Origin of the sequence: Nostoc sp., from assembly GCF_036919675.1 — a bacterium.
Taxonomy (GTDB): domain Bacteria; phylum Cyanobacteriota; class Cyanobacteriia; order Cyanobacteriales; family Nostocaceae; genus Nostoc.
The window spans coordinates 1-25,645 of sequence record NZ_JBALCP010000100.1 but is presented as its reverse complement, the minus strand read 5'-3'; the positions used below and the strand labels follow the sequence as shown (position 1 = coordinate 25,645).

Below are 25,645 nucleotides of genomic sequence, written 5' to 3'. Positions count from 1 at the left end.
TACTGAGCGTTGCCGAAGTATTGGGAAAATTTTTCTCCAGTCTTCAGTATGATAAATGCTAAAGCAGTTTTGCAATTAATTAAATACTGCTCTCATGTGGGAATTTTGATGATAAACTCGGTTCCCATATCTGGTTGAGAATTCACATCTAATACACCTTCGTGTTTCTCTACAACTATTTCATAGGCGATCGCCAAGCCAAGTCCAGTACCTTTACCAACGGGTTTTGTGGTAAACAACGGTTCAAACAAGCGTTTTTTAAGTCGTTCAGGAATACCAATCCCATTGTCAGCAATCCGAATTACAACCAATTCTTCAAAATCTATTTCTGTTGCAATTTTAATCTGAGGAATTAGATTACTCATTTTGCCTTGTGTTATAGCTTCATCAACAGCATCAACTGCATTTGCCAGAATGTTCATAAATACTTGATTCATCAGCCCAATATAGCACTTTACCTCTGGTAATACTCCATAATTTTTAATAACTTCAATGCGGGGACGAGCACCATTAGCCTTGAAGCGGTGTTGCAAAATCATTAGCGTACTATCTAGTCCTTGGTGCAAATCAGCAGATATTTTGGTATCCCTATCCGAGCGACAGAAGTTGCGAAGTGAATTAGAAATGTTCCGAATTCGTTCACTTCCTAATTGGAGTGAGTTCAAGATTTTTGCCATATCTTCGAGAACGAAGTTTAGATCCAAGTCCTCAATAGCAGTAGTAATTTTGGCTGTTGGGTTTGGATACTCTTGTTCATACAGTAGGAGCAACTCAGTTACTGCTGCAATGTGTCCTTGCAAGGGTAAAATATTGCTGGAAATAAAGTTGATGGGGTTGTTAATTTCATGTCCAATACCAGCGATTAATTCTCCAAGTGTTGATAGCTTTTCTTGCTGCACCAGCTTGACTTGGGCTTTTTGCAAAGCCTTGGTGCGATCGCTGACTTGTTGTTCTAAAGATTCAGTCAATTGTTTGAGTTGTAAATGCACGCGCACTCTAGAAATGACTTCCTCTTGTGCAAACGGTTTAGGGATATAGTCTACTGCACCAAGGGAAAATCCCTTCGTTTTACTCTCTGTATCCGCTAAGGCAGTGGTGAAAATAATTGGGATATTTTGGGTAACAGGATTAGCTTTGAGGCGACAACAAGTTTCAAATCCGTCAATACCAGGCATTTGTACATCCAGCAAAATTAACTCTGGTTGATTGCGTTCAGCTTGAGCGATCGCACTTTCTCCATCGACTGCAACACGGAAACGAAAACCCTCACTATTGAGCGCTTCACACAGGACAGATAAATTTGTCGGATTATCATCCACAATCAAAATAAATCCGTTATTTTGGGTTTTGTTCATGATGGATTTAAAAGTTAAATTTTACTCCAATTAATTGAGATATTGTTGAATAAAAGTTTCTAAACGTTTTAGTTGGAAATTACTAGCAAGCTGGACGATTTGCTGGGCAAAAATGCTTAACTGCTCATCAGCTACAGAAAGTTGCTGAGTTATTTCTAAAATACTTTGAATGTCCCCGTCTTGTGCTAGTTCGAGTAACTGTTGTAAAACCTCTTTTGCAGGAGAAATCATCTCATTGGGTTGATCCAAACTACCTGTATAGGTTTTTTTAATTGCGTCTACCTTACCGTCAAAAATCCATTCTAGTTGCAAAAATTGTCGTAGCATTTCCAGAAGCGTTTCCGCTTCTACAGGCTTTGGTAGAAATACATCTGCACCTACATCAATACTCTTGTGCTGGTCGATTGCAAACACACTTGCTGACGAAGCGATGATCGCAATCTCTTTAAATTGCTCAGACTCACGCAAACGATTTATCAACTCAAATCCATCCAATATAGGCATCACTAAGTCAGTGATAATCAAGTCTGGTTTGTGGGCGAGAGCCTGTTCCCATCCTTCCTCGCCCTGACTAGCTTCTACAACAGTAAACCCAACTGGCTCTAGTAAATTTACAATTACTGATCGGTTTTCCCATCTGTCATCCGCAATCAAAATGGTGCGCCTTTGTCCTTGATAACCAATAATGGTTCCCTGCTCAACCACTCTGGAAATCTTTGCCCAGTCTTTAGATTCTGGCAATTTTGCCTCAAACCAAAAAGTGCTCCCTTTGCCAAATTCACTTTCCACCTGAATTTGACCACCAATCAACAAAACAATTTTTTGGCTGATTGCTAATCCCAAGCCTGTACCTTCAGATTGTTGTTTTTGATTTCCCACTTGCTCAAAGGGCTGGAAGATTTTCTCGGCTTGTTCAGGGCTTATGCCCGTGCCGGTATCTATTACTTGAAAGCGAATTTTGTAGTTAGTCTGTCCATTGGCATTTGATTCTTGGCCAATCACCTGAACTTTGAAAGTGACACTGCCTTGATGAGTAAATTTAATGGCATTACCAAGCAAGTTAATCAGTACTTGCCGCAAGCGTTTTTCATCAGCATGAATGCCCGTTGGCAAATCAGGATCGAGTTCGATGTGAAATGCGATCACCTTTTGTTCTGCCCGGATGCGGCAAATTTCAGTCACGCTATCTATAAAGGCAGGCAAGTAGAAATCAACAGGATGCAATTCTAGTTTGCGGGCTTCTATCTTGGAGAGATCCAGAACATCATTAATTAGAGTTAGTAAATGGGAACCACATTGATAAATAATGCCAACTCCTTTGCGTCCTTTCTCAGTCAAAGATTCTGTGCGTTGGAGGATTTGTGTAAAGCCCAGGATACCGTTGAGCGGTGTGCGTAGTTCATGACTCATATTGGCGAGAAATTCACTCTTGGCTTGGCTGGAGTTTTGAGCGACTTCTTCTGCAAAGCGTAGTTGTTTCTCGATGCGCTTACGCTCGACAATTTCAGTTGAAAGCACTCGATTGATAGCTTCTAACTGGGCTGGGCTGGGTAGTGTCAGAGCTTGAGGCATGAGAAAAAATAACGCAAATGCCGTATATATTGAAATAATGGCAGTTAAAGCTTTTAAAACACCTGCAATCCAATAGTCTGGATGCCAAAGCGTCCAAATTTCCATCAAGTGTCCAGTACCGCAGACAATGATAAAAGCACCAAATAACAAAAAGACTCCATTGAAAGGAACGTCTTTGCGCTTGGAAATAAAGTAAATTAGTAAGAAGGGAATAGAATAATAGGCAAGAGCGATCGTGGCATCAGAAATAATATGGAGCCAAACTAATCCAGTTTGCCAGAGATAACAATGTCCGTGGGGAATAAAACCGTTAGAGTGGAAAGGATAGTTGAAAAATGTCGGCATAATACTAGAGGTTGCTGGATTTGAAATATATACCCATAACCCTAGTATTCCCAAACCATCAAGTGGAAAAGCGCGATCGCTATTTTTTTATATTAGTTTTTATTATTTACGTAAAGTACTAGCGTATCAAGAAAAGATGGTGTCTGGTTTGAGGCAGCTATGCCCGTCGTAGACATCGCCCGCAAAACTTACAATGTCATTGATAAAAAAATCTCAGCCTGCCCAATCCCTGTATGATAAATATTAGAAACCTTTTGTAATTATTTGAAAACTGGGACTATGGAGATTTTGACACTAGGTTGGGTATCACTGTTAGTTGTGTTCACTTGGTCAATTGCAATGGTAGTGTGGGGACGTAACGGACTGTAGAGGCATGGTGGAAAGTCCATTCTTGAGTATTTTGGCTTTATTTGCTGTAGTGCTGCTCGTAGTAGTCACTGGTGGTATTGGTTATTTGACCCTGGCAGATTGGCGCGATCGCCGTCGCCGAGATGAAGAAAAACGCACCAGCCGCAGCGCCACTCCCAAGCGGCGATAATTTTCTCGTGGTTGAAAAATGGTTTTTGTAGGGACACGATAATATCGTGTCCCTACACTGTTTTTTATGGCATTTAAAGGAAATAACTGTTACCTTTGCGATCGCTAGGGGAATCATAAGATAGAAGACTTTCAATATTTAAAGTCCCACTGGGAATGGAAAACTCCTCTACTACTCAACCCATAGAACCAAATTCAGAACAGCAAGAATCTCATTCAGATATGACATTCTCCCTGCGTCAGAATGAGCAACAAAAAACCTTGTCTGGAGTTATTGCCCGCATTCGCGAGTCTCTAGACATAGACGCCATCTTCAAAATTACAGTCACTGAAGTACGTCAGCTTCTGAAAACCGATCGGGTTAGTGTGTTTCGTTTTTATCCCGATTTGGGATGGGAAGGGGAATTTATCTATGAAGATGTGGGAGCAGAATGGGGTTCGGCACTAGCAACCAAACTGCACGATCACTGTTTTGCTGCGGAGTTTGCAGGGTTATATCAGCAAGGTCGGATTAAAGCAATGGCTGATATATATCAAGCTAGTGTCAGTGATTGTCACGTCCAGATGCTAGAAAGATTGCAGGTACGTGCCAATATAGCTGCCCCCTTGATGAAAGGTAAAGAATTATGGGGATTGCTGTGTATTGATCAGTGTAGTAGTCCTCACGAATGGGAAGCATCAGAAATTGAGTTTGTGCAATTAATCGCCGAACATCTGGGAGTTGGCTTGCAGCAAGCAGATTACCTAGAACAAGTAAAACTACAATCGGCACAACTAGCACAGGCAAAAGCCAGAGAAAAAGCAGCTCAATGGCAGAAAACCATAGCCATAACCATTGAGAAAATTCGTCAATTCCTAGACTTGGAAAACATTTTCCGCACAAGCACCGTAGAACTTAGGCAGCTGCTAAATGCTGACCGCGTGGCTATTTATCGCTTCAATCCCGATTGGAGTGGTGAATTCGTGTTTGAATCAGTGGCAGAGGGTTGGATCTCCCTGATGCATGAGCAGTTGCAACGGCCGGAATTGAATGAAAACATCAGCGAATGTAGCACCAAAGATTTAGCTAAACCCCCAGTCGCTGATACCTATTTACAAGATACCGAAGGTGGTAGCTTTAGCAGCTGTGAAGTTTACCGGATTTGTAATGATATTTACAATTCAGGCTTTAGCGACTGCTACATTAAAATTTTAGAGATTTATCAAGCAAAAGCTTATGTGATCATTGCCATTTACCACGGTCAGAAGCTCTGGGGCTTGCTAGCAGTGTACCAGAACGCTGGAAGCCGTGATTGGCAAAAAGATGAGGTTTACTTGCTTACCCAAGTTAGCACCCAACTAGGTGTGGCTTTACAGCAAGCGGAATTTATCCAACAAATGCATATCCAAGCAGCACAGATCAGTAAAGCTGCTGAAAGGCAAAGGGCGTTGGCGAACACCGTAGAAAAAATTCGTCAGTCTCTAGAAATTGAAGCCATATTTAAAACCACAACTCAAGAAGTTCGACGGCTATTAGAAGTGGAACGAGTAGCAATTTATCGTTTCTATCCTGATTGGAGTGGTGAATTTGTGGCTGATTCCATTGTTGATGGCTGGACGCCAATGGTTAAGCCGCAGCCTGTGACGGAACGCGTTCTTGTGCAAGGAAAGCAAGCGGGTAAGTATGCACGTAATGAAATTTTTGTGCCCATTTCTCAGGGCGAAAAGCTGTGGGGATTGCTAGTAGCTTATCAAAACTCCCAGCCCCGTTATTGGCAAGATGAGGAAATCAATTTACTAGCACAAGTTGGCGTCCAATTGGGGGTAGCATTACAGCAAGCTGAGTCATTGAAACAGTTGCAGGTGCAAGCCCAACAACTAGCTAAAGCCGCCGAACGAGAACGGAAAGCAGCTGCAAGGGAGAAAGCCTTAGCCGCAACGGTGGAGAAAATTCGCCAGTCTCTTGAAATTGACACCATCTTTGCCACCAGTACAGAAGAAGTCCGACGGCTATTGGAAGTTGACCGAGTGACAATCTATCGATTCGGGCTTGATTGGAGTGGCGAATTTGTTGCTGAGTCTTTAGCCCAAGGTTGGACACCAGTAAGGGAAATTGTACCTGCGATGTCTACGACGGGCGTAGCTGCCGCAGGTAATTACCTGCAAGAAACCCAAAGCGGAGATTTTACTAATGGTAAAACTCTTGTTATTAAGGATATTTACACCAGCGATTATTCTATTCCTTATATTGCCCTAATCGAGCTAATGGAGGCTAGGGCATATATGAGTGTGCCGATTTTTCAGGGTGAGAAACTTTGGGGATTACTAGCAGCTTATCAAAATATCAAACCCCGTGATTGGCAAGAAGATGAGGTAGATTTGCTGATGCAGATTGGTACTCAGTTAGGGGTAGGACTTCAGCAAGCGGAATTACTCGAACAAACTCAACGTCAAAAAGAAGAACTCACCCAGACTCTTAAAGAATTACAGCACACTCAGAGCCAGTTAATTCAAAGTGAGAAAATGGCAGGCTTAGGGCAGTTAGTTGCTGGTGTATCACATGAAATTAACAATCCGATTAGTTTCATTTACGGCAACATCACTTATGTTACTGAACATACCGAAGATTTATTGAAATTACTGCGCCTCTATCAGAAACAGTATCCTAAGGCAACAGGAGAAATCCAAAAGCAAGCAATAGCACTGGATTTAGATTTCATTAGTGATGACTTGCCCAAAATTTTGACTTCAATGAAGATGGGGGCAGAGCGGATCTCTCAATTAGTCTTGTCGTTACGAAGTTTTTCTCGACTTAACGAAGCAGGAATGAAGCCCGTTGACCTTCATGAAGGCATTGACAGTACTTTGCTAATTCTACAACATCGACTGCAATCACCGACTAATTCTTTTGCTATTGAGGTAATTAAGCAATATGGTGAATTGCCCCCAGTAATCTGCTATGCAGCCCAGATAAATCAGGTGTTTATGAATATTCTCAACAATGCGATCGATACACTGGAAAACTCAGCAACTAGTGGAAAAATAATTGACAATCCTAAAATTTTGATTCGTACAGAAGTGATAGAAGAGAATACTATTCTTATTTGGATTGCTGACAATGGTTGTGGGATTTCAGAGAATATGCGATCGCGCATTTTTGAACCTTTCTTTACCACCAAACAACCTGGACAAGGTACTGGTTTGGGGTTATCTATTAGCTACCAAATTATTGTAGAAAAACACGGTGGTAATATCAAGTATGTTTCCGAACCTGGTAACGGCTCTGAGTTCTGTATCCAAATTCCGAGCAAACGGTGAGTTAGCTAGAAAAACTCCAAGCCCAACACAGCACTGTCAGACGATGATAATTTTTTATATTTCGCTCGAAGGTAGAAATATTTATTAGCACTTTTACACCTATGCTACAGTCAGCCCCTAGCTTCGAGAACGGCTACTCTGTAGGAAAGCTTACAGAAAAAGTGAATACTACTTGTTGTTGGGCTTTCACTAAAGGTCGGAAAGATTTGATTCCTATTAATATACATAATTATAGATTTATATAGTGCGTAAGTCTTACCTAAGAATGAGGGAAATTCCGTAGAGTCTTTATAAACTCATACCTGTACATTTATTTAATTTTGTTACGGAAATTACACCATGACTTCTCAACAAAAATCCGATAGTAAACAAGGGGAGACTGCTGCCAAGAAAGAAAGCCCAGCAGCTAAAAAAGCTGATAAAGCTGATAACTTGGATTTAGATTCACTTCTTTCTGCACTAGAAGGAGACTTGACTGCTCTTGATAGCGAAACTGCTACTGGCTTAATCGAGGAGTGGTATACTTATTTACACAAAGCTAAAGAGCCAGAAATCAAAGAAATTGCCGATAACCTCAAGCAACTCAAGCAACTGGTAAAAAGTGGTAAGGCCACAGGTCATGAAATTGGTGAAGTGCTAACTGAAATTGGTGAGCAAACAGGTAATGTTGCTTCTGATACTGATAAGGAACTAAAAACTCCGTTACAGAAGTTGGGTAAGCAACTTCGCAATATAGGTGTTTCACTAGGCAAGGCGGAAGACCGTGAGCAGATTGAACACATAGAATCAGTAATAGAAACGCTTGAAGGAGACTTGACTAAAATTGAACCTGAGGCGGCGCAAGGTGCGATTGATACATGGTATACCTTATTGCATAAGTCTGAAAACGAGAATCTCCAAGAAGTTGCTAATGGACTTAAAGAACTTAAGCAACTTTTGAAGCGCAAAACCGCTAAAGATGCTGACTTTGCCGAGGTGCTGACGAAACTGGGCGAACAAACTCAACAAGCTGCAACTGAAGCCCCAAGGGGATTTAAGGGGCCAATTCAAAGATTGGGTAAGCTTTTAAGTAAGGCTGGCAAGTCATTGGATTAATTTTAAAGTCTGTTTAATTACCGATAATAAAAGCACCTCATTTCACTTTGGCTGAGGCTAATGTGGAGTGGGGTGTTTTGTATAATCACATCACTACGTTTTCACGTCTTACAACTGGTTTATCTCAGTTACCAGATTGTTTATTAACGAACCACAAAGACACTAAGACACAAAAGAAGAAGAGGCAATGGCACTGTGGAGATTTTGCAGGCGATCGCTGTTTTTAACGAACCACAGAGGCGCAGAGAAAACAGAGTCAGAAGAGGGCGATCGCTGTTTTTAACGAACCACAGAGGCGCAGAGGACACAGAGTCAGAAAAGAGCGATGCCTTTGGCGGGCTTCGCCTACGCACAGTGAAGATTTTGCAGGCTATCGCTTATCATAATTTCACTACCATTAGTAATATAGGTTGCTCTATAAATTAATATGGAAACTAAAGAAATTCTCCAAGCACTCCCAAACCTGAGCATAAGCGATCGCCTAAAGGTAGCTGAATCAGCCCTGCAATTGGTTCTTCAAGAAAAAAATTCACTTACCAAAGACGAGCAAAAATGCCAATTAACACTAGCTGCAATGACAGCTATTGCAGATTATGCACCTGGTAGTGAATTAAATATATTCTCAGAGTTAGACGGAGAAGACTTTTGCGATGATCCAGATGAAGACTTCCACAACTCAGTAAATTATGTACAGAGGTGAAGTCTGGTTAGTTAATTTAGATCCAACAGTAGAGACAGAAATTAGCAAAAAACGTCCTTGTATCATAGTCAATGATGATGCTATTGGAATATTGCCTTTGAAGGTTGTTGTCCCAGTTACAGATTGGAAAGAAAGATATGCTGTTAGAGCTTGGATGGTGCGCCTGGAACCAAGCAAAGAGAACAGTTTAGCTAAAGTTTCTGGTGTAGATACTTTTCAAATACGTTCAGTTTCAGAAATAAGATTAGTTAGAAAACTAGGTCAACTCTCCGACTCAGAAATGCAACTTGTTTCTCAAGCATTAGCTGTTGTCTTAAATATTGCTCACCCAACACTTTAGCGATCGCTTTTTTTAACGAACCACAGAGGCACAGAGAACACTGAGGAAGACGAGGAGCGATCGCACTGTGGAGTTTTGGAGGCGATCGCTTTTTTATCTCAGGCAAAGGTGCAAAGGAGGAAGAGAGCGATCGCACGCTGGAGATTTTGGAGGCGATCGCTTTTTTTAACGAACCACAGAGGCACAGAGAACACTGAGGAAGACGAGGAGCGATCGCACGCTGAAGATTTTACAGGCGATCGCTCTTTTTAACGAACCACCAAAACGCCAAGGACACAGAGGAAGAGGAGGAGCGATGCCTTTGGCGGGCTTCGCCTACGCACTGTCGAGATTTGGCGAGCGCCTTTTTTAAACGAACCACAAACTACGCAAATAATTATTTTTCCGCTATTTTAGCAGCGATAGCTCTACCAATGTTATGGAAATATTCATTTCGTAAAGCTCTAGGAAATTTACTTATCACAAATACAGTTTGACTATTTCTACTAATAAAGAAATCTTCTAAAGAATCTTCTGAAGGTTTTCTAAACTCAATATTCGTTATTTTTTTCCAATAATCGTCAAATCCTCTACCGTAGAAAACAACTACCTTAGGTTGATACTCTCTGATTTTATCACTAATATAATTGATTCGCTTCTCAACACAATAATTTTTATAAGTATCTCTATTAGATAAAAAACACAGTCGAGTATGCTGATTAAATATCCAATGATTACGAGATGGTGACGGTAAAGGAAATAATTCTAATAAACAAGTTTCTTGATCTTTTCTACCTAGTTCCTCTATTTGATATTTACGAATATCTTCTAGGTCAATATTATCTTTTCCTTTAGCACTCAATATAATACGAATTGATGTCCTCCAGACTGGCACATCTAATTTTGCACCTGGTTGAAAACTCGCCCCATATCCGATAGCTTCATGATATTCTGCAATATCTTCTATTTCATGTCCGCCCCTGTTTGACCATATCTTGATTCTGTTATTAATATCTTGAAAGACTTCTCCTCCTCCTTCTTCCATACCAATAAACCAATAATTCCCTTGATAATTACCATATCCATAAAATGTATCAACTCTTTTTTCTAGAAACTCATCATTAAAAAAATCTTGACTCAACATAACTCTGTTATTTTACTGAAAAAATTAAAACTTGTTCGTCAAAAATAATTGAGTATATATGGAATGTCAAGTTAAATAACCAAAGTGAAAATTTTCCTAAATTATCAAGTCTATAATAAATAAACTTTTTATTCTTTGCGCCTTTGCGTGAGATAATTCCCCAATAAAAAAACTTGCCTCAGAAGCATCACACTCCCAAGGCAAGCCAACTCTCTACATTCTTTCTTTACTTCGCGCCTTCTCTGCGAGACGCTACGCGAACGCGGTTCGTTAAAGTTGCTTCACTTCCGAAACCAACTTTGCCACCATATCCTTAGCACTACCAAAAAGCATCGTCGTTTTATCCTTGTAGAACAACTCATTATCTACACCGGCAAAACCCGTACTCATCCCGCGCTTAATCACAATCGTCTGCTTCGCCCGATCTACTTCCAAAATTGGCATACCATAAATCGGGCTATTGACATCACTCCGCGCCGCCGGATTGACCACATCATTTGCCCCAATTACTAAAGCCACATCCGCTTGCTCAAACTGGGGATTAATATCATCCATGTCGTACAACTGGGTATAAGGCACATTCGCCTCTGCTAGCAACACATTCATATGCCCCGGCATTCTCCCAGCAACAGGGTGAATGGCATACTTGACATCAACGCCCATTTTTTCTAACTGATCTGACAATTCCCGGACGCTATGTTGCGCTTGGGCAACTGCCATCCCATAACCAGGCACAATTACCACAGAACGGGCATAACCCAACATCATCGCCCCTTCTTCGGGATCGATACTACGGACGCTTTGATCAGTTGCACCACCACTAGCAGCAGCACCACCAGAAGTAGATCCTGTACCAAAAGCGCTGAACAGCACACTAAATAAGGAGCGGTTCATCGCCTTACACATAATCTCGGTGAGGATTAAGCCAGATGCTCCCACCAAAGCCCCAGCGATGATTAACATATTGTTCATCACCACGAACCCCGCCGCCGCCGCCGCCACACCTGACAAGGAGTTCAACAGCGAGATTACCACTGGCATATCGCCGCCACCAATGGGGATGACGAACATCACGCCCAGCACCAATGAAACGCCAACCACTCCCAAGAATATGGGTAAGCTATCTGGTGTAATGATTAAATAGACACTGCCCACTACATAAGCAGCCAGAAGCAAGAGATTAAATGGTTGCTGGAATGGAAATGTAATCGGGGAACCGCTGATTAAACCTTGCAATTTGGCAAAGGCTAGAAAACTACCTGTGAAGGTAATACCACCGATTAACACGTCCAATAGTATGGAAATGTTGACATCTAGCGGTATCGGCTGAGAACTATCTAACAACCGCCAGAATTCGGCAACGGCTACTAATGCCGAAGCCGCACCGCCCAAACCGTTGAGTAAACCCACCATTTGGGGCATTTCGGTCATTTGGACCTTGTAGGCAACGATCGCACCAATTCCTGATCCAATCGCCAAGCCCAACAATATCATCTCGTAATTCAATACATGCTGATCCAGCATTGTCGCTGCGATCGCCAGCAGCATCCCCACAGAGGCGACGAGATTACCGTTCCTCGCTGTAGCAGGTGATCCCAGCTTTTTCAAGCCGAGAATGAATAACGATGCAGCGACTAAATACGTCAGCTGAATGCCAGTTGGTAAAAAGTCGCTCACGCCTTAATCTCCTTCTTCTTGAACATTTGCAACATTCTGTCTGTAACTAGGAAGCCACCTATAACGTTGATAGTTGCCAATACCACAGCAATTAAACCGAGAATCACTGACACACTTGTTTCTCTAGCACCTGAGGCTACTATTGCCCCAAGTACCGAAATGCCAGAAATCGCGTTTGAGCCTGACATTAAGGGCGTGTGTAGAGTTGGTGGTATTTTGTTGATGACTTCAAAGCCGATAAAAGATGCCAAAACAAATACAAACAAAGCAGCAAGTAATGCCTCTGTCATGAAATCAAAACTCCTTATGGTAATTTGGCTACTAACCTGCTCCAACGCCGCTCAATGCTTGTAGTGCATCCCGCACTCGTTGATTGCGAATCTCACCAGCGTGGGTAACGCAAGCTGCATCAACGATGTCGTCGCTAAAGTCAACCTGCAAAGCTTTGTCTTTAATTAGCAGTTGCATCAACGAAGTTACGTTCTTGGCATATAATTGACTGGCGTGAATTGGCATCGATGATGGGAGATTGATCGGGCCGATAATTGTCACGCCATTCCACACAATATCTTTGCCGGGTTCGGTGCAGGCGCAGTTACCACCCTGATCAGCAGCCAAATCCACAATCACTGAACCGGGTTTCATTTGTGCCACCATTTCTTCTGTAACTAGCCGTGGTGCTTGTCTCCCAGGAACTTGGGCGGTGGTAATCACCACATCAGAATTTTTGACGTGTTCGGCGACAACTTCTTGGGTACGTTGTTTGCTCGCTTCAGAGATTTCCTTGGCGTAACCGCCAGCAGCGACGGTTTCTTCCTCTAATTTGACTTCAACGAATTTTGCCCCTAAGCTTTGCACTTCTTCTTTAACGGCGGGACGAATATCAAAGGCTTCTACCACTGCTCCCAAACGTCTAGCGGTGGCGATCGCTTGCAATCCAGCTACACCAGCGCCCATAATAAATACTTTCGCTGGAGCGATCGTACCTGCGGCTGTGGTTAACATCGGAAAATATTTCGGTAATGCCGCTGCGGCAATTAATACTGCCTTATAACCTGCTAATGAAGCTTGCGAGGACAAAGCATCCATACTTTGCGCCCTGGTAGTCCGGGGAATCATTTCCATACTCAAGGCTGTAACTTTCCGATTTGCTAGTTGCTGTGCTACAACAGGATTTCCCAAAGGATTGAGGAAACTGAGTAATACAGCCCCTTCCTTTAACAAGTCAATTTCTGAGCGTCCATCTTCTCGCTCTTGCGGGGGGCTGACTTTCAACAGAATATCTGTTTCGCCCCATAATTTGGCAGTATCGCTGATGATTGTGGCTCCTGCTGCTTCATAGTCAGAATCATTGAAAAAAGATCGCTCTCCTGCACCCGCTTCTACCCAGACTTCCAAACCTTGTTTTACCAATCGAGCAACGGTGTCAGGAATTAATGCCACACGACGTTCACAAACTTCAATTTCTTTAGCAACTGCTATTCTCATGAAATCTCCTGAAGATAAATACCTAATCTTTGCCAAGTAAGCGATTGTCTAGATGAGGGATATCCCGCACTCTATAGTACTTAGGCAGGAACATCAGCTATGACTTTTACTTGTAGATTGAACCTTGAAACTTTCCTCTCCCACTCTTAGCTGTCCAAGCAAAGCCTGACTTTGCCGCTTGCAGATGTCATATTTTCAGATAGTTGCAAACAGGGTTACGTATTGCACATCCTAGATTGATTCCCAAATTTTGCATCTTTATCTTCAGCTTATTTTCGGGATTGAGAAATTTTGGTATTCCTTTCTTATAGAGTAATATTGACCCAATTTTGAAAGCTTTATAATTTCCAAATCAAATTTTAATGATTACGACTTTGATTCAAACTCATTTTAATCAATTTAGCCCAACTTAACTGGCGATCGCTGATGGCACGCCTCAATTTTTATCACAAAATTATCAAATTTAGATACACTTATACATATTTGGAAACACAATCCAATCCCAACTGTGTTTCTATTTAGTTTAAAATTTGACCAACCTAGTCATCAAATCAGCACTCTGTAAGGGTAATGAAGTAAATTTATTGTATGTTAAATTTGTAACTAAGTAATTTTCCTGTCACCCAAACCTCAGGGAGGATGGCACTTTTGGTTGTTACTGAACGTCAATTGTCAGGAAGTGAGTAGTAAACTTTAGTAACGAATACTAATACACGGTTATTTAGATAACAGATTTATATTTTGGTAGAGGAAGCCCAATTATGCGACGTTTACTTTCCGCTTTAGCCGTGACTAGCTGTTTAGTGACAGGATTTCCAGCCCTGACTTGGGCGCAAAGTTTACCTGGATTTACGCTCTTTAGCGGCGTCAAAGCCGAAAATCAACTGCCCTTTAGGTTAGATTTTGGTGGACAAGCTAATGGTTGGGATCGATACATATTGAGGATTCCAGCCAAAAGAATGAAATTGGCAGTTGGTCAATTTGCTATTACCTACCCTGATTATTACAAAGGAACTTTTGACCAGAAAGAAATTGAAGTCCGAGTCAAAGGCAAAGCAGTTCCGCTTTCTGAGGTGAAGTGGGACAAAGAAGGTAAGCTGATTAATATTTTTCCCCAAGACCCGGTGCCAGCAGGTAGCGCAGTTGAGGTAGTCTTATCTAACGTGAAAAACCCAGCCTTCGGCGGAGTTTACTATTTTAACTGTCAAGTGCTCTCCCCTGGCGATGTGCCACTACTACGCTACATGGGAACATGGATTTTGAGCATCAATTAAGCTTGGGAGCGGGGAGTAAGAATTTTAGATTTTAGACTTCGGCTACGCTCAGTCGAACGATTTTGGATTAAAGAATTGAAATTTAATCCAATCATACGCTCGATAGCGAAGAGGAGAGCGAGTCCAAGAGCGTCTCACTCGCTATCGTCAATCCAAAATTGAATTGCCTAATCCCCAATTCCCTAATAAAGTGATATAATTAGAGATTGTGAGTTTTTTATAAAAATCACCTAAGAGGAGAACAGTATGAAAAGAACACTGGGCGGTACTAGCCGTAAGAGAAAAAGAACCTCTGGTTTTCGCGCCAGAATGCGGACACCAGATGGCAGAAACGTGATTAGCGCCAGGAGAAGAAAGGGACGTCACCGTCTGAGCGTTTAGGCCATATTCAGCTAAAAGAGCATCCGTGGCTTTGCCCAAAGCAAATCGGCTAAAATCTCGCAAGGATTTCCAGGCAGTTTTCCGGGAAGGAATTCGGCGTCATGGCTCTTATTTAACATTGAGAGCCTTAAAGCCGTTGTGTTTAACAAAACCTTCTTTGGCCACTGCCACCCAGACTACACAAGCAACTGACTCAGCACATCTTGCCAGCACGCGAATTGGCATTTCAATTAGCACAAAAGTCAGCAAAAGGGCAGTGGTTCGCAACCGAATCAAACGCCAAATTACTGCTGCTTTGCACAACTTGCTGCCCAAATTATCACCAGGATGGCGGCTAGTGGTCATTGTCAAACCCACAGCAGCAGAATCTAAGTGCGTAAGCCCACAATTTCTGCAAGAATTAGAGCAGTTGTTGGCACAAGCTGAGGTGTTCGATGGGAATTCGTGAAGATGTTTATTATGAAGGTGGCCCCCATATTGGGGATTTGATTATCAACCTGCTGATTGGGCTAACTGTCGTTGGCATACCATTAACAGTTGGGGCAATTGTCAGGGCATTATGGCTGCGTTTCCGCATCACCGATCGCCGAATTACCGTGACGGGAGGTTGGCAGGGGCGCGATCGCACTGACATAATTTACTCAGAAATTGTCAAAGTTGTCACAATCCCCCGTGGCATTGGCTTATGGGGAGATATGGTGCTAACCCTAAGAAATGGGAGTCGTCTCGAATTGCGTGCAATTCCCAAATTTCGGGAAGTCTATGACTATATCAATGAAAGAATAGCTGCGAAAAATCCTGAATATAGCAGCACTGCCAATAAGTGATGGGATTAGGGGAAGCAGGGGAGGCAGTGCGTTGCGCGGGTTAAGAGCGTTGTAGCAACTGCCGTGTAGCAGGAAAAAATAAAAGAGAAGAACCAATACACAATGCCCCATGCCCCATTTAAATGTGCGGCTATCCGTAGTCAAGGATAGTCGCCGACAAATGATGATTTAGATAAATTAGATTCAGTCAGTTTACAGTACCTCAGGTTGAATTCAGAATAATGGATTTTGGTATCGGCTTTCTCTCGAACAACGTGATGCTGCCAATCATAGATTTTTTCTATGGTATTGTGCCTAGCTACGGATTAGCGATCGTTGCTTTGACATTGATAGTCCGCTTCGCGCTCTATCCCCTGAGTGCTGGCTCAATTCGCAACATGCGGAAGATGCGGATTGTACAACCTCTGATGCAGAAGCGGATGGCAGCAATCAAAGAGCGCTATAAGGATGAACCGCAAAAGCAGCAGGAGGAAATGGTCAATGTCCAAAAAGAATTTGGCAACCCCTTGGCAGGCTGTTTTCCATTACTAGTGCAAATGCCGGTCTTATTAGCGCTGTTTGCCACTTTGCGGGGTTCGCCTTTTTCAAGTGCGAACTACAGCGTTAACTTGCAAATCTTTCCCGCAGAACAAATCGAACAAATTCAACCGCAATCTTTTGCCACTGCTGCTCAAAATATTTACGTTGCAGATGGGGAACACGTTAAAGTAGCTGCAATCCTTCCAAGTGGTAACAAACTAACGGTGGGAGAACAAACTAAGATCCAATATCAGACTATTCAAGGCAAACCATTTCAGGTACTCTTAGCAGAACACCCAGAAAATAAGCTGATTCCTGATTGGAAAGTCACCAAAGGTGAAGATCGGATAAAAATTGATACCCAGGGGAATGTAGAAGCCTTGCAGCCCGGAGAGGTCACCATTCAAGGAACAATTCCTGGACTAGCAGCAGAAAAAGGCTTTTTATTCATTGATGCTTTAGGTAGGGTTGGTGCAACTGATCCAGATGGCACAATCCACTGGGATATTGTCGGCATGATCGTCTTCTTTGGAATCAGCCTTTATGTTAGCCAAATGCTTTCTGGGCAAAATTCCAGCGGTGGCAATCCGCAGCAGGATACAGTTAACAAAATCACCCCAGTTATCTTTTCTGGGATGTTTTTGTTCTTTCCCCTACCAGCCGGGGTGCTGATGTATATGGTAATTGGTAATATTTTCCAAACCGCACAAACTTATCTTCTTTCCCGCGAACCTCTATCAGAAGAACTGCAAAAAATCGTAGAAACTCAGGAGAAGGAAGCAGCAGTCACCGAACAAAAGACATTGCCATTTGAACCGAAAAGTTCTAAGAAAAAGGCGACAGGCGGATCATGAGCAACATTCCGATGCAGCGAGGTCAGCAGTGGTTAAAAACCTTGCTGGAACTCACTGGAATACCTGCACAGATTCAGGGTCATTTAGAAACTACCCAATCTCAAGACGGTGATTCCCCAGAACCAGATAACTACTGGTTGACAATTGATCAAACTAATTTGACGACAGAACAAATCCAGGTATTAATTGGTGCCGATGGTTCTGTACTAGATGCGATTCAGTATCTAGCAAATTCGGTTCTTAATTTAAGCCAACCTCAAGAGGAACAAGCCTCTTACACCATTGAATTGAATGGCTACCGGGTCAAAAGAGAAGCGGAAATTCGCGCATTAGCAGAAGCAGCAGCCGATGAAGTGCGCTTTTCTGGTAGAGAAGTGGAAATTAAATCCCTTAGTTCTGCTGAAAGGCGTCAAATCCATACCTTCTTGAAGGAATTTGAAGATTTGGAAACCTTCAGTCGCGGTAAAGAGCCGCAACGTCATCTGGTTGTCCGTCCAGCTTCATTGGAAGAAGTTAGGAGTTAGGAGTCAGGAGTCGTTCAATTTTGGATTTTAGATTTTAGATTTTTTATTCAATCCAAAATCCAAAATTCAAAATCTAAAATTGGTAGAGTTAGGAGTTAATTGAAAGCTCATAACTATATAATTTCAAAATTTCTCTTGTTCCTAAAAGCTAAAATAAAGATGTAGCATCAGTATAATTGCTGATAATCACCATTAATTTTCGTGAGGATGTCTCACAAATCCTATGGACGCAATTTATATTCCGCAGCTAACTAGTGCATCGGAGCGGACAGAGGAAGTTCAGGTTCAGGAATTTCTGCCTGGTCTGGAAACGTTGACACCAGTTCGCGGTCATGTGCGCGTGCAGCATCATGGCAATTATCTGGAAGTGTCCAGTCAGGCAGAAACAATTATTACTTGTACCTGCAACCGCTGTTTGCAGCAATACAATCGACGTTTAGGGCTTGATACGAAAGAAATCATCTGGTTAGACGAAACTGCAAATCAGCCAAATGACTTGCCCTTAGAACGGGAAGTGATTATGGAAGATTTGCTTGAAACTCTACCGCCCGATGGTTATTTTTATCCCCACGAATGGCTGTATGAGCAGATGTGCTTGGCAATACCCCAGCGCCAGTTATGCGATCGCAATTGTCCAGGTATTCCTGCAATTACTGCTGATAGTTCTGATAGTCCTGAAACTCCAGTTGATCACCGTTGGGCTTCTCTGGAAGCTTTGAAAAAGCAACTTCCGGGGTAATAATTTGGTAATTCCATCAGACTTAAGTCTGCACCTACATGAACTAAGCCTGTTTACACAGGCTTATTGTTTTATTAAATAGTTATAGTGTTTCCTAAGCAACTAAGGTAAACCAAAATCTTGGTTTACCAACAGAGGAATGGAAAATACAATGCATTCGTTTTTCTCCAAATTGTCAAGAACAAAACCCCCGAAGAGGATATTTGGTTGCAAGCCAAAACATAGGTTCAACGTTTTTGTGCCTTGATTCCTTCGTTCTTTCATTTAAAGTGGATGTTTGAGTGGTTTATCCGACACACTATCTTTGATTTCCCCACTGTTGAGATGTCTTATCAAGCTCCAACCATCGCGGAAACATAAATACCGTTTGGTGTTATAAATATTATATTTGGATCATAAGATATTTCTTGTCTCTTGAAGCCTCCAACCTGTATTAGGGTGGTGTCTTTGCTCAAAATTCTAATACTAATTCCTCAGTTTTCTGTTGAGTAAGTGATGTCAACATTGAGAACTTCACCATTTGGCAGCCTGACTGGCACGAAATTAATACCAAGGACATTTTGAGCTTCTGCAAAAGGGCGTGAATTTATGTTCAATAGAGGCTTCAGTTCAATTTCGCAGAGGCTTTTCCATTGCCCCGACAATTCTTCTCCATACTGCAAATACAACTTCATTTGATCTTCCTAAGGTTAATGTATCGTCAGAGTAAGCGCATCTCAAATGCTATTGAAAAGCGGGTTTAGAGGCATGATATTGGGATAAACAAGCAACAATAATAGTCTGCATATAGTTATTATCGATAGCGGCTCGATTTGATTTTTGACGATTACTACGTTTGCCAAAATTAAATCTTATCAATTACTTAATGATTTAAATTCTGCTTAGGGACTTCCAAATAAAAAAATGTCCCAAAACTGACGCAAAAACCCTCTCATTTCTCCTCTCTCTGTGTTGCGCCAGTTGCTTCTCCTAAAGGAGACGCTGCGCGTAGCTTGCTTCTCCGTAGGAGTACAAGTCGGGGAACCGCAAGGGCGCACTGGCTTCTCTGTGCCTCTGTGGTAGCCTGCGGCAAGCCGCTGCGCGTCTACGTTTATTTGGATAATTTATTTCTTGGAAGTCCCTTACCACAAAAGAGCGAACGCTCACCCTTGAGGAATATCTCACACACAGCGGATCGCGCTGGCAACCGCTATGAACTTGGTAGATGTTGGTTTTTTAGTTGTTAGAAGCGATACAAACCAGAACAATGAGAGAATAACTAATAACCACAGCCACATATGAACTTCCGTGACGAGTTTAAACTGCTGCTACGGGCCCGCTACCCCTTAATTTATATTCCCACCTATGAGGAAGAACGGGTAGAAGCAGCTATCCGGGAAGAGGCAACCAACCAGGGTAATCGCCCAGTGTATACTTGGGATTTTGTCGATGGTTATCAAGGAAACCCCAATGATCTTGGGTTCGGGCGACGTAACCCCCTACAAGCTTTGGAATTCATCGAAAAATTACCAGCCTCTGCGCCAGCAGTTTTGATTCTCCGAGACTATCATCGCTTTTTAGATGATGTAGCGATCGCCCGCAAACTCCGCAATCTGTCCAGACTCCTGAAGTCGCAACCAAAAAATATTGTCCTACTGTCGCCGCGCGTTGCCATTCCTGATGATTTAACCGAAGTACTGACAGTCGTCGAGTTTCCCTTACCCGCCGCTCCAGAAATTAAAACTGAGGTGGAACGCTTACTGCAAAGTACTAGGAACTCCCTTTCTGGCAAAGTTCTAGATGACTTGGTGCGCTCTTGTCAAGGACTTTCAATGGAACGGATTCGCCGGGTTTTGGCAAAAGCGATCGCTACCCACGGTGAATTGCAACCAGAAGACGTGGATCTCGTTTTGGAAGAAAAGCGCCAAACTATCCGCCAAACCCAAATCCTGGACTTCTACCCCGCCACTGAGCAAATTTCTGATATTGGCGGACTGGATAATTTGAAAGACTGGCTGATCCGCCGGGGAGGTTCATTTACTGATCGAGCCCGACAGTACGGATTACCGCACCCCCGTGGTTTAATGTTGGTGGGTATTCAGGGAACTGGTAAATCATTAACGGCAAAAGCGATCGCTCATCACTGGCATTTACCCTTGCTACGTCTGGATGTGGGAAGGTTATTTGGTGGTTTGGTGGGTGAATCAGAATCTCGGACTCGGCAAATGATCCAAGTAGCTGAAGCCCTCGCTCCCTGTATTTTGTGGATTGATGAAATAGATAAAGCCTTTGCCGGACTGGGTAGCAAGGGTGATGCAGGAACAGCCAGCCGTGTGTTTGGCACTTTTATTACCTGGCTAGCCGAAAAAACCTCACCCGTTTTTGTCGTCGCCACCGCCAACGACATCCAAGCCCTACCGCCGGAAATGCTCCGCAAAGGGCGATTTGATGAAATCTTCTTTGTGGGTTTGCCCACCCAAGAAGAGAGAAAAGCAATTTATGATGTTCATTTATCCCGATTGCGCCCCCATAACTTAAAAAGTTATGACATCGAAAGGTTAGCATACGAAACGCCCGATTTTTCTGGGGCAGAGATTGAGCAAACTTTAATTGAAGCGATGCATATTGGATTTAGCCAAAATCGTGACTTTGTTACTGACGACATTTTAGAAGCAGCCAGTCAGATCATACCCTTGGCGCGAACTGCTGTAGAGCAAATTCAGCAACTCCAAGAATGGGCTGCTGCTGGGAGAGCGCGTTTAGCATCTAAACACAGTCCTTTGAGCGAACGCCTCCGGCGCACTACGTGAACGCATTCAGCAGTAGCTACAATAATGAGTTAGTCAAAAGATCATAGTCAATAGTTAATGATCAATTATTATGGACTATTGATTCTTGTATAGATAGGTTACATTGCTTCTCTACTCGTAACCCTTGAGAGCCAGTTCAACGCCACTCCCCTCAATGGAGCAAACCTCCCCACAGGGGTGGCTCCTCAACGGGGGAAATACACACATGGCTGGCTTCCCTTGAACCCACTTGACTCTTAATAATCAGGGTTTTAACTATGTTGTCTAGCGTAACAAAATTTCTACTTGGGTTTTTCTTAGCGATCGCTGTGCTAGTAGGTGGGGGTGTTGCAATTGCATTATATTTCGTGAATCGCACCGGCATACCCCCTGCCAAACCCGTTTTTTCTAATGATAGTCCCTCGGTGAAAGCCCAAGCTCCAAAAGCAACTGAGCCTGGAGGAGGTAAACCCAGCCTTAAACCTGGAAATCAGGCTCAATCGTCCCCAACCTCAACCTCCACTCCCACAGAATCACCAAAAGCTACCCTGTCACCAAAACCATTGCCATCGGGAGCTTACCGAGGGCGTGTTAGTTGGGCTGAAGGCTTAAGTTTGCGATCGCAACCAAATCAAGAAGCTGAGAAGATTGGTGGGGTTGGTTTTAATCAAAAAATTATTATTTTGTCAGAAAGCGAGGATAAATCCTGGCAAAAGATCCGTTTGGAAGGTAGCGAACAAGAAGGTTGGGTAAAAACAGGTAATACTGAAAAAGTTAATGAACAATAGCTTAAAAAATCAGAAAATAAGATGTGTCTACTCAATAACTTCATCTGGAGCTACTTGAGATTGCTTTCCTAAAAAACAGGAAGTATGTATCAATGTATCAATTGGAAGCTCAATTTGAAAAGTAGTTCCTTGCCCCTTGGCAGAAATACAGTTGAGCCTACCACCATGTATTTGAACGACAATCTGATAGCTAATTGATAATCCTAATCCGGTTCCTTGTCCAACTGGTTTAGTTGTGAAAAAGGGATCATAGATTTTATTTTGTACGTCTTCACTAATGCCAGATCCATTGTCGAAAATTTGAATGTTGACCCAACCGACTTGATTAATGGTTGTTTTAATCCGAATTAAAGGTGTAAAACTGGACTTTGATTTTAAGTTACTCAGCTTTTCTTCTAACACATCAATAGCATTTGCAAGGAGGTTGAAAAATACTTGGTTTAACTGTCCTGGATAGCAATTGACTAGAGGTAAATCACCATATTCTTTAATTACAATAATTTCTGGTCGATTGTTCGGCGCATAACTGATACGGTTCTGAAGAATGAGCAGTGTCGAATTAAGCCCTTCGTGGATGTCCACAGCTTTCAATTGTGCCTCGTCTAGACGAGAAAAGTTACGCAGGGATTCCACAATATGCTTAATACGTTCTGCTCCGGCTTGCATTGAGTTGAGTAGTTTAGGTAAATCTTCTAGCAAGAATGGTAAATCAATAGACTCTAATTTCGCTTGAACCGCAAGCTCTGGTTCCGGATAATGTTGCTGATAAGTGTTGATTAATTCTAAAAGTTCCCGCAGATAAATTTCCGTATGAAAAAGGTTTCCATAAATGAAGTTAGCAGGATTGTTAATCTCATGAGCAACTCCGGCTACTATTTGTCCCAAAGATGACATTTTTTCAGCTTGAAGAAATTGCAATTGAGTTTTCTGAAGTGCCAACATAGTTATCTCTAATTCTTCAGACCGAGACTCAGCTAGAGTAGCCAGCGCTTCTTGGTTTTGTAAGGCTTGTTTAAGACGTTCTTCGTTTTCTTTAAGATCAGCTGTTTTGACTAGTTGAACACTCAATTGTTCGTTGAAAAAAGATGTGAGCAGCGTCCATCCTAGAAGGAGTAATGTGAATAAGCCAATAATCGCAGCCATCCAATAAGTTGCAGCGGTATCAACTGCTGAAAACTCGACCGATTCGACGACTGAAAAATGGGTAGCCATCATCCCTGTGTAGTGCATTGACGGAATGGCAGCACCCATAATAATTGCACTGCCAATCCTCAAAAAGTGTCCTGTTACTGTACTATTAGCTCTGAGGTTAAACCCCAGCCAGAGGGCAACCAGTGAGATGAGAATAGCGATGTCTACGACGGGCTACGCCTACGCAATCGAGAGTGCAACCACACTCAAGTCATAAGACATTTTGACTGGTAAACGAATAGCAGCCATACCGATGTAGTGCATTGCACCAATCCCTGCCCCCATCATGAGGCTACCACTCAACAACCGCAGAATACCAAATTCTGGCTGGCTAACTAGGTACAGGGCTAATCCAGAGGCGAAAATTGCGGGTAGCACCGAAATCAAAACTGTTAACCAGTCATAGTCAATCGGAATCGGCAGACTGAACGCCAGCATATCAATAAAATGCATTGCCCAAATACCGATTCCCATAGCGATCGCTCCCCCTAGCAGCCACAACCACTTTGACTGCGATTTAGCGTCTGTGACTCTTATAGCTAGATCAAGTGTGGTGTAAGCCGTAAGTATGGCAATGGCAACCGAAAATAGGACTAAGCGAATATCGTAGATACCGTGGAGCATTAGGTTGAATATTATCCGCGATTCAATGGAAGACTAGACCCACTATTTGTCTGCGTTGCTCATGCCCGAAACCCAAATGGGTATAGCAAAAATTTTGTCAGGCAAATAGAAAACAAGCCTCCAAAGCTTTACGTTGCTTATTATTCCCCCTACAGAAACTTGTATATCAGATCAGCGTGGGGGATTCTTTGTAAAGAATAATACTAAAAAAAATACAATACAGATAAAGTGGTATAATCCTGTGTAGCCATAACTTGAAAAAAGCAAGTGAAAACAGGGGTAGATAGCTATTTAACCAAGCTTGCCTCAGTCTATGAGGCATCCGAAAGCATCAAGGTTGTTCCTACCGTAGCGAATTTAAAATTTTTTTTTAATTGGAAAAATTTATCTAGCGGTGCGGTGATACGTGTTTTGTCTGTGGCACTGATTATGGGGCTTCCGAGTATAGCTGGGCAAGCTTTAGCACTTCAGAAAATAGGAAGTAATCGGCCTGAAGTTACCAATAGCCAGAGGTGTTTAAAAAAGTTAGGCTACTTTAACGGCCCGGTGACAGGTAAGTTTGCTGGCTTGACTCAGAATGCTGTGATCAAATTCCAGCAAGCCAATAGAATACCTGCTGATGGGGTTGTGGGTACTAATACTCAACGAGCCTTGCAACGAGCATGTCAGAGTAGAACTTCTAGTAGGAATACCAGTGGCACATTGCGCTCGCCAAGTGGTCAATATCCTGTTCTCTCTCAAGGCAAAACTGGTGCAGCCGTGACAAGGTTGCAACAGCGTCTACGACAGTTAGGCTATTTGAATGCTAATCCCAATGGGAATTTTAGCCCAATGACCAGAGATGCTGTAATTAGATTCCAGCGAAATTATCGCATAGCTGCTAACGGGATTGTAAATCGACAAACTTGGAACACACTACTGGGTTACTCTCCGACTCCAGCTAGATCAAGTCTCTCTACTCAACAAGTGAGAGAACTACAAGTGCGTTTGCGGCAGCTAGGTTATTTTAAGACTAATCCCACTGGGAATATTGGCCCAATTACTAGAAAAGCTGTCATTCAATATCAGCGAAATTATCGCCTACCTGTTAATGGTATTGCCAATGCCCAAGTCTTGGAGTCTGTGCGTAGAACCTCCACAGGTGGATATACTACTCAACAACCAGGCAGAAATTATCTGACTGTAGGCGATCAAGGAGAGAATGTCAGATTAGTTCAAGAGCGTTTATCGCAGTTGGGTTTCTCTAATACTAATCCTGATGGCTTTTTCAACAATTACACCAGAGAATCTGTGATTGCATTCCAGCAATCTTCTCGAATTAAGGCTACTGGAAATGTAGATTGGCCAACTTGGCAAGCATTAGGGTTGAATAGCGTTGCTGGGGGCAATACTGCTGAGGCTAATGGTTATGTAGTACCTGAAACTCCCTATTTAGTACCTGTTAGTACTGGCTATGCTACACCTGAGAATAATCGCTATGTATTACCTCCTGCCAATAGCTATGCTGTACCTGGGACTAATGGCAACACATTAGGTGATTTTTGAAAAAGAAATTACCAGCTAAAGTGGTCGAATCAAGATATCCCATTTGGGCAAAAGTGGATTTCTCTGCAATCTCGACTCGACT

At 42.6% G+C, this 25,645-nt stretch carries 27 protein-coding genes and 1 pseudogene; 19 read left to right on the top strand and 9 right to left on the bottom strand.

The features are described from left to right. Nucleotides 1-92 precede the first annotated feature (92 nt). Together V7K49_RS21410 and V7K49_RS21405 are read right to left on the bottom strand one after the other, a co-directional pair. Nucleotides 93-1,355 (bottom strand): sensor histidine kinase, encoded by a 1,263-nt coding sequence (locus V7K49_RS21410; RefSeq protein ID WP_334864460.1) that lies wholly within the window; start codon nucleotides 1,353-1,355, stop codon nucleotides 93-95. 30 nt (nucleotides 1,356-1,385) lie between these two features. Beyond that, entirely contained in the window at nucleotides 1,386-3,272 is a 1,887-nt protein-coding gene (locus tag V7K49_RS21405) for an ATP-binding protein (RefSeq protein WP_335207338.1), read from the bottom strand. A gap of 279 nt (nucleotides 3,273-3,551) precedes the next feature. Between V7K49_RS21405 and petN the strand changes: the two genes are divergently transcribed. From petN to V7K49_RS21365, 8 genes are all read left to right on the top strand, one after another. Further along, a complete protein-coding gene (gene petN / locus V7K49_RS21400; protein ID WP_012408302.1) occupies nucleotides 3,552-3,641 on the top strand; it encodes a cytochrome b6-f complex subunit PetN in 90 nt (29 codons plus the stop codon). A 4-nt stretch (nucleotides 3,642-3,645) separates the two neighbouring features. Then, nucleotides 3,646-3,810: a hypothetical protein gene (locus tag V7K49_RS21395; RefSeq protein ID WP_298909391.1), complete on the top strand. Its 165-nt coding sequence runs from the start codon at nucleotides 3,646-3,648 to the stop codon at nucleotides 3,808-3,810. A gap of 155 nt (nucleotides 3,811-3,965) precedes the next feature. Beyond that, the gene (locus tag V7K49_RS21390; protein WP_335207336.1) at nucleotides 3,966-7,106 is read left to right on the top strand and encodes a GAF domain-containing sensor histidine kinase; all 3,141 of its coding nucleotides are present in this window, start codon (nucleotides 3,966-3,968) and stop codon (nucleotides 7,104-7,106) included. A 339-nt stretch (nucleotides 7,107-7,445) separates the two neighbouring features. Beyond that, the gene (locus tag V7K49_RS21385; RefSeq protein WP_335207335.1) at nucleotides 7,446-8,201 is read left to right on the top strand and encodes a hypothetical protein; all 756 of its coding nucleotides are present in this window, start codon (nucleotides 7,446-7,448) and stop codon (nucleotides 8,199-8,201) included. Nucleotides 8,202-8,396: 195 nt separating this feature from the next. Then, complete coding sequence (locus V7K49_RS21380) at nucleotides 8,397-8,627, top strand: hypothetical protein (protein ID WP_335207333.1); 231 nt, start codon at nucleotides 8,397-8,399, stop codon at nucleotides 8,625-8,627. Nucleotide 8,628: 1 nt separating this feature from the next. Further along, the gene (locus V7K49_RS21375) at nucleotides 8,629-8,901 is read left to right on the top strand and encodes a hypothetical protein (RefSeq protein WP_335207332.1); all 273 of its coding nucleotides are present in this window, start codon (nucleotides 8,629-8,631) and stop codon (nucleotides 8,899-8,901) included. After that, nucleotides 8,888-9,241 (top strand): type II toxin-antitoxin system PemK/MazF family toxin, encoded by a 354-nt coding sequence (locus tag V7K49_RS21370; RefSeq protein WP_335207331.1) that lies wholly within the window; start codon nucleotides 8,888-8,890, stop codon nucleotides 9,239-9,241. The genes V7K49_RS21375 and V7K49_RS21370 overlap by 14 nt, the downstream gene beginning before the upstream one ends. 75 nt (nucleotides 9,242-9,316) lie before the next feature. After that, nucleotides 9,317-9,493: a hypothetical protein gene (locus V7K49_RS21365; RefSeq protein WP_335207329.1), complete on the top strand. Its 177-nt coding sequence runs from the start codon at nucleotides 9,317-9,319 to the stop codon at nucleotides 9,491-9,493. 124 nt (nucleotides 9,494-9,617) lie between these two features. Here V7K49_RS21365 and V7K49_RS21360 read toward each other — a convergent pair whose 3' ends face one another. The 4 genes from V7K49_RS21360 to V7K49_RS21345 form a co-directional block, all read right to left on the bottom strand. Next, nucleotides 9,618-10,364 (bottom strand): hypothetical protein, encoded by a 747-nt coding sequence (locus V7K49_RS21360; RefSeq protein WP_335207328.1) that lies wholly within the window; start codon nucleotides 10,362-10,364, stop codon nucleotides 9,618-9,620. Between the two features lie 270 nt (nucleotides 10,365-10,634). Continuing rightward, entirely contained in the window at nucleotides 10,635-12,041 is a 1,407-nt protein-coding gene (locus tag V7K49_RS21355) for an NAD(P)(+) transhydrogenase (Re/Si-specific) subunit beta (RefSeq protein ID WP_335207327.1), read from the bottom strand. Continuing rightward, entirely contained in the window at nucleotides 12,038-12,331 is a 294-nt protein-coding gene (locus V7K49_RS21350) for an NAD(P) transhydrogenase subunit alpha (RefSeq protein ID WP_334864481.1), read from the bottom strand. Before V7K49_RS21350 ends, V7K49_RS21355 begins: the two co-directional genes overlap by 4 nt. Nucleotides 12,332-12,362: 31 nt before the next feature. Further along, nucleotides 12,363-13,529 carry a Re/Si-specific NAD(P)(+) transhydrogenase subunit alpha gene (locus V7K49_RS21345; protein WP_334864483.1) on the bottom strand — a complete coding sequence of 389 codons (1,167 nt, stop codon included), beginning with the start codon at nucleotides 13,527-13,529 and terminating at the stop codon, nucleotides 12,363-12,365. Between the two features lie 761 nt (nucleotides 13,530-14,290). Here V7K49_RS21345 and V7K49_RS21340 point away from each other — a divergent pair. From V7K49_RS21340 to V7K49_RS21305, 8 genes and pseudogenes are all read left to right on the top strand, one after another. Beyond that, nucleotides 14,291-14,803: a DUF2808 domain-containing protein gene (locus V7K49_RS21340; protein ID WP_298909306.1), complete on the top strand. Its 513-nt coding sequence runs from the start codon at nucleotides 14,291-14,293 to the stop codon at nucleotides 14,801-14,803. 246 nt (nucleotides 14,804-15,049) lie between these two features. Continuing rightward, nucleotides 15,050-15,184 carry a 50S ribosomal protein L34 gene (gene rpmH, locus V7K49_RS21335; RefSeq protein WP_094327629.1) on the top strand — a complete coding sequence of 45 codons (135 nt, stop codon included), beginning with the start codon at nucleotides 15,050-15,052 and terminating at the stop codon, nucleotides 15,182-15,184. A 25-nt stretch (nucleotides 15,185-15,209) separates the two neighbouring features. Next, nucleotides 15,210-15,632: a ribonuclease P protein component gene (rnpA, locus tag V7K49_RS21330; RefSeq protein WP_334976143.1), complete on the top strand. Its 423-nt coding sequence runs from the start codon at nucleotides 15,210-15,212 to the stop codon at nucleotides 15,630-15,632. Next, a complete protein-coding gene (locus V7K49_RS21325) occupies nucleotides 15,619-16,011 on the top strand; it encodes a PH domain-containing protein (RefSeq protein ID WP_273766163.1) in 393 nt (130 codons plus the stop codon). The genes rnpA and V7K49_RS21325 overlap by 14 nt, the downstream gene beginning before the upstream one ends. A gap of 221 nt (nucleotides 16,012-16,232) precedes the next feature. Beyond that, complete coding sequence (yidC, locus tag V7K49_RS21320) at nucleotides 16,233-17,384, top strand: membrane protein insertase YidC (RefSeq protein ID WP_335207326.1); 1,152 nt, start codon at nucleotides 16,233-16,235, stop codon at nucleotides 17,382-17,384. Beyond that, complete coding sequence (locus V7K49_RS21315; protein WP_335207325.1) at nucleotides 17,381-17,908, top strand: Jag family protein; 528 nt, start codon at nucleotides 17,381-17,383, stop codon at nucleotides 17,906-17,908. The genes yidC and V7K49_RS21315 overlap by 4 nt, the downstream gene beginning before the upstream one ends. A gap of 223 nt (nucleotides 17,909-18,131) precedes the next feature. Beyond that, the gene (locus V7K49_RS21310; protein WP_335207324.1) at nucleotides 18,132-18,647 is read left to right on the top strand and encodes a YceD family protein; all 516 of its coding nucleotides are present in this window, start codon (nucleotides 18,132-18,134) and stop codon (nucleotides 18,645-18,647) included. A gap of 116 nt (nucleotides 18,648-18,763) precedes the next feature. After that, nucleotides 18,764-19,007, top strand: a pseudogene (locus tag V7K49_RS21305) (hypothetical protein); the annotation flags it as partial. Between the two features lie 113 nt (nucleotides 19,008-19,120). Here V7K49_RS21305 and V7K49_RS21300 read toward each other — a convergent pair. Further along, nucleotides 19,121-19,321: a hypothetical protein gene (locus V7K49_RS21300; protein ID WP_335207323.1), complete on the bottom strand. Its 201-nt coding sequence runs from the start codon at nucleotides 19,319-19,321 to the stop codon at nucleotides 19,121-19,123. A 603-nt stretch (nucleotides 19,322-19,924) separates the two neighbouring features. Between V7K49_RS21300 and V7K49_RS21295 the strand changes: the two genes are divergently transcribed. Continuing rightward, complete coding sequence (locus V7K49_RS21295; RefSeq protein ID WP_335207321.1) at nucleotides 19,925-21,436, top strand: AAA family ATPase; 1,512 nt, start codon at nucleotides 19,925-19,927, stop codon at nucleotides 21,434-21,436. Between the two features lie 257 nt (nucleotides 21,437-21,693). Continuing rightward, entirely contained in the window at nucleotides 21,694-22,203 is a 510-nt protein-coding gene (locus V7K49_RS21290) for an SH3 domain-containing protein (protein WP_335207319.1), read from the top strand. Between the two features lie 27 nt (nucleotides 22,204-22,230). On the opposite strand, the gene V7K49_RS21285 is transcribed toward V7K49_RS21290, so the two are convergent. Together V7K49_RS21285 and V7K49_RS21280 are read right to left on the bottom strand one after the other, a co-directional pair. After that, complete coding sequence (locus tag V7K49_RS21285; protein ID WP_335207318.1) at nucleotides 22,231-23,454, bottom strand: sensor histidine kinase; 1,224 nt, start codon at nucleotides 23,452-23,454, stop codon at nucleotides 22,231-22,233. Nucleotides 23,455-23,574: 120 nt separating this feature from the next. Further along, a complete protein-coding gene (locus V7K49_RS21280; RefSeq protein ID WP_335207317.1) occupies nucleotides 23,575-24,018 on the bottom strand; it encodes an MHYT domain-containing protein in 444 nt (147 codons plus the stop codon). Between the two features lie 267 nt (nucleotides 24,019-24,285). Here V7K49_RS21280 and V7K49_RS21275 point away from each other — a divergent pair, with 267 nt between their 5' ends. Continuing rightward, nucleotides 24,286-25,563 carry a peptidoglycan-binding domain-containing protein gene (locus V7K49_RS21275; protein ID WP_335207316.1) on the top strand — a complete coding sequence of 426 codons (1,278 nt, stop codon included), beginning with the start codon at nucleotides 24,286-24,288 and terminating at the stop codon, nucleotides 25,561-25,563. Nucleotides 25,564-25,645 lie beyond the last annotated feature (82 nt).

Coding starts and splice junctions, on each gene's coding strand:
- V7K49_RS21315 (WP_335207325.1), top strand. CDS start 17,381: ATGAGCAACATTCCGATGCAGCGAGGTCAGCAGTGGTTAAAAACCTTG.
- V7K49_RS21390 (WP_335207336.1), top strand. CDS start 3,966: ATGGAAAACTCCTCTACTACTCAACCCATAGAACCAAATTCAGAACAG.
- V7K49_RS21340 (WP_298909306.1), top strand. CDS start 14,291: ATGCGACGTTTACTTTCCGCTTTAGCCGTGACTAGCTGTTTAGTGACA.
- petN (WP_012408302.1), top strand. CDS start 3,552: ATGGAGATTTTGACACTAGGTTGGGTATCACTGTTAGTTGTGTTCACT.
- V7K49_RS21385 (WP_335207335.1), top strand. CDS start 7,446: ATGACTTCTCAACAAAAATCCGATAGTAAACAAGGGGAGACTGCTGCC.
- V7K49_RS21300 (WP_335207323.1), bottom strand. CDS start 19,321: ATGAAGTTGTATTTGCAGTATGGAGAAGAATTGTCGGGGCAATGGAAA.
- V7K49_RS21370 (WP_335207331.1), top strand. CDS start 8,888: ATGTACAGAGGTGAAGTCTGGTTAGTTAATTTAGATCCAACAGTAGAG.
- V7K49_RS21360 (WP_335207328.1), bottom strand. CDS start 10,364: ATGTTGAGTCAAGATTTTTTTAATGATGAGTTTCTAGAAAAAAGAGTT.
- V7K49_RS21310 (WP_335207324.1), top strand. CDS start 18,132: ATGGACGCAATTTATATTCCGCAGCTAACTAGTGCATCGGAGCGGACA.
- V7K49_RS21295 (WP_335207321.1), top strand. CDS start 19,925: ATGAACTTCCGTGACGAGTTTAAACTGCTGCTACGGGCCCGCTACCCC.
- V7K49_RS21285 (WP_335207318.1), bottom strand. CDS start 23,454: ATGGGTGCTGCCATTCCGTCAATGCACTACACAGGGATGATGGCTACC.
- V7K49_RS21410 (WP_334864460.1), bottom strand. CDS start 1,355: ATGAACAAAACCCAAAATAACGGATTTATTTTGATTGTGGATGATAAT.
- rpmH (WP_094327629.1), top strand. CDS start 15,050: ATGAAAAGAACACTGGGCGGTACTAGCCGTAAGAGAAAAAGAACCTCT.
- V7K49_RS21325 (WP_273766163.1), top strand. CDS start 15,619: ATGGGAATTCGTGAAGATGTTTATTATGAAGGTGGCCCCCATATTGGG.
- yidC (WP_335207326.1), top strand. CDS start 16,233: ATGGATTTTGGTATCGGCTTTCTCTCGAACAACGTGATGCTGCCAATC.
- V7K49_RS21405 (WP_335207338.1), bottom strand. CDS start 3,272: ATGCCGACATTTTTCAACTATCCTTTCCACTCTAACGGTTTTATTCCC.
- V7K49_RS21280 (WP_335207317.1), bottom strand. CDS start 24,018: ATGCTCCACGGTATCTACGATATTCGCTTAGTCCTATTTTCGGTTGCC.
- V7K49_RS21345 (WP_334864483.1), bottom strand. CDS start 13,529: ATGAGAATAGCAGTTGCTAAAGAAATTGAAGTTTGTGAACGTCGTGTG.
- V7K49_RS21290 (WP_335207319.1), top strand. CDS start 21,694: ATGTTGTCTAGCGTAACAAAATTTCTACTTGGGTTTTTCTTAGCGATC.
- V7K49_RS21395 (WP_298909391.1), top strand. CDS start 3,646: ATGGTGGAAAGTCCATTCTTGAGTATTTTGGCTTTATTTGCTGTAGTG.
- V7K49_RS21350 (WP_334864481.1), bottom strand. CDS start 12,331: ATGACAGAGGCATTACTTGCTGCTTTGTTTGTATTTGTTTTGGCATCT.
- V7K49_RS21375 (WP_335207332.1), top strand. CDS start 8,629: ATGGAAACTAAAGAAATTCTCCAAGCACTCCCAAACCTGAGCATAAGC.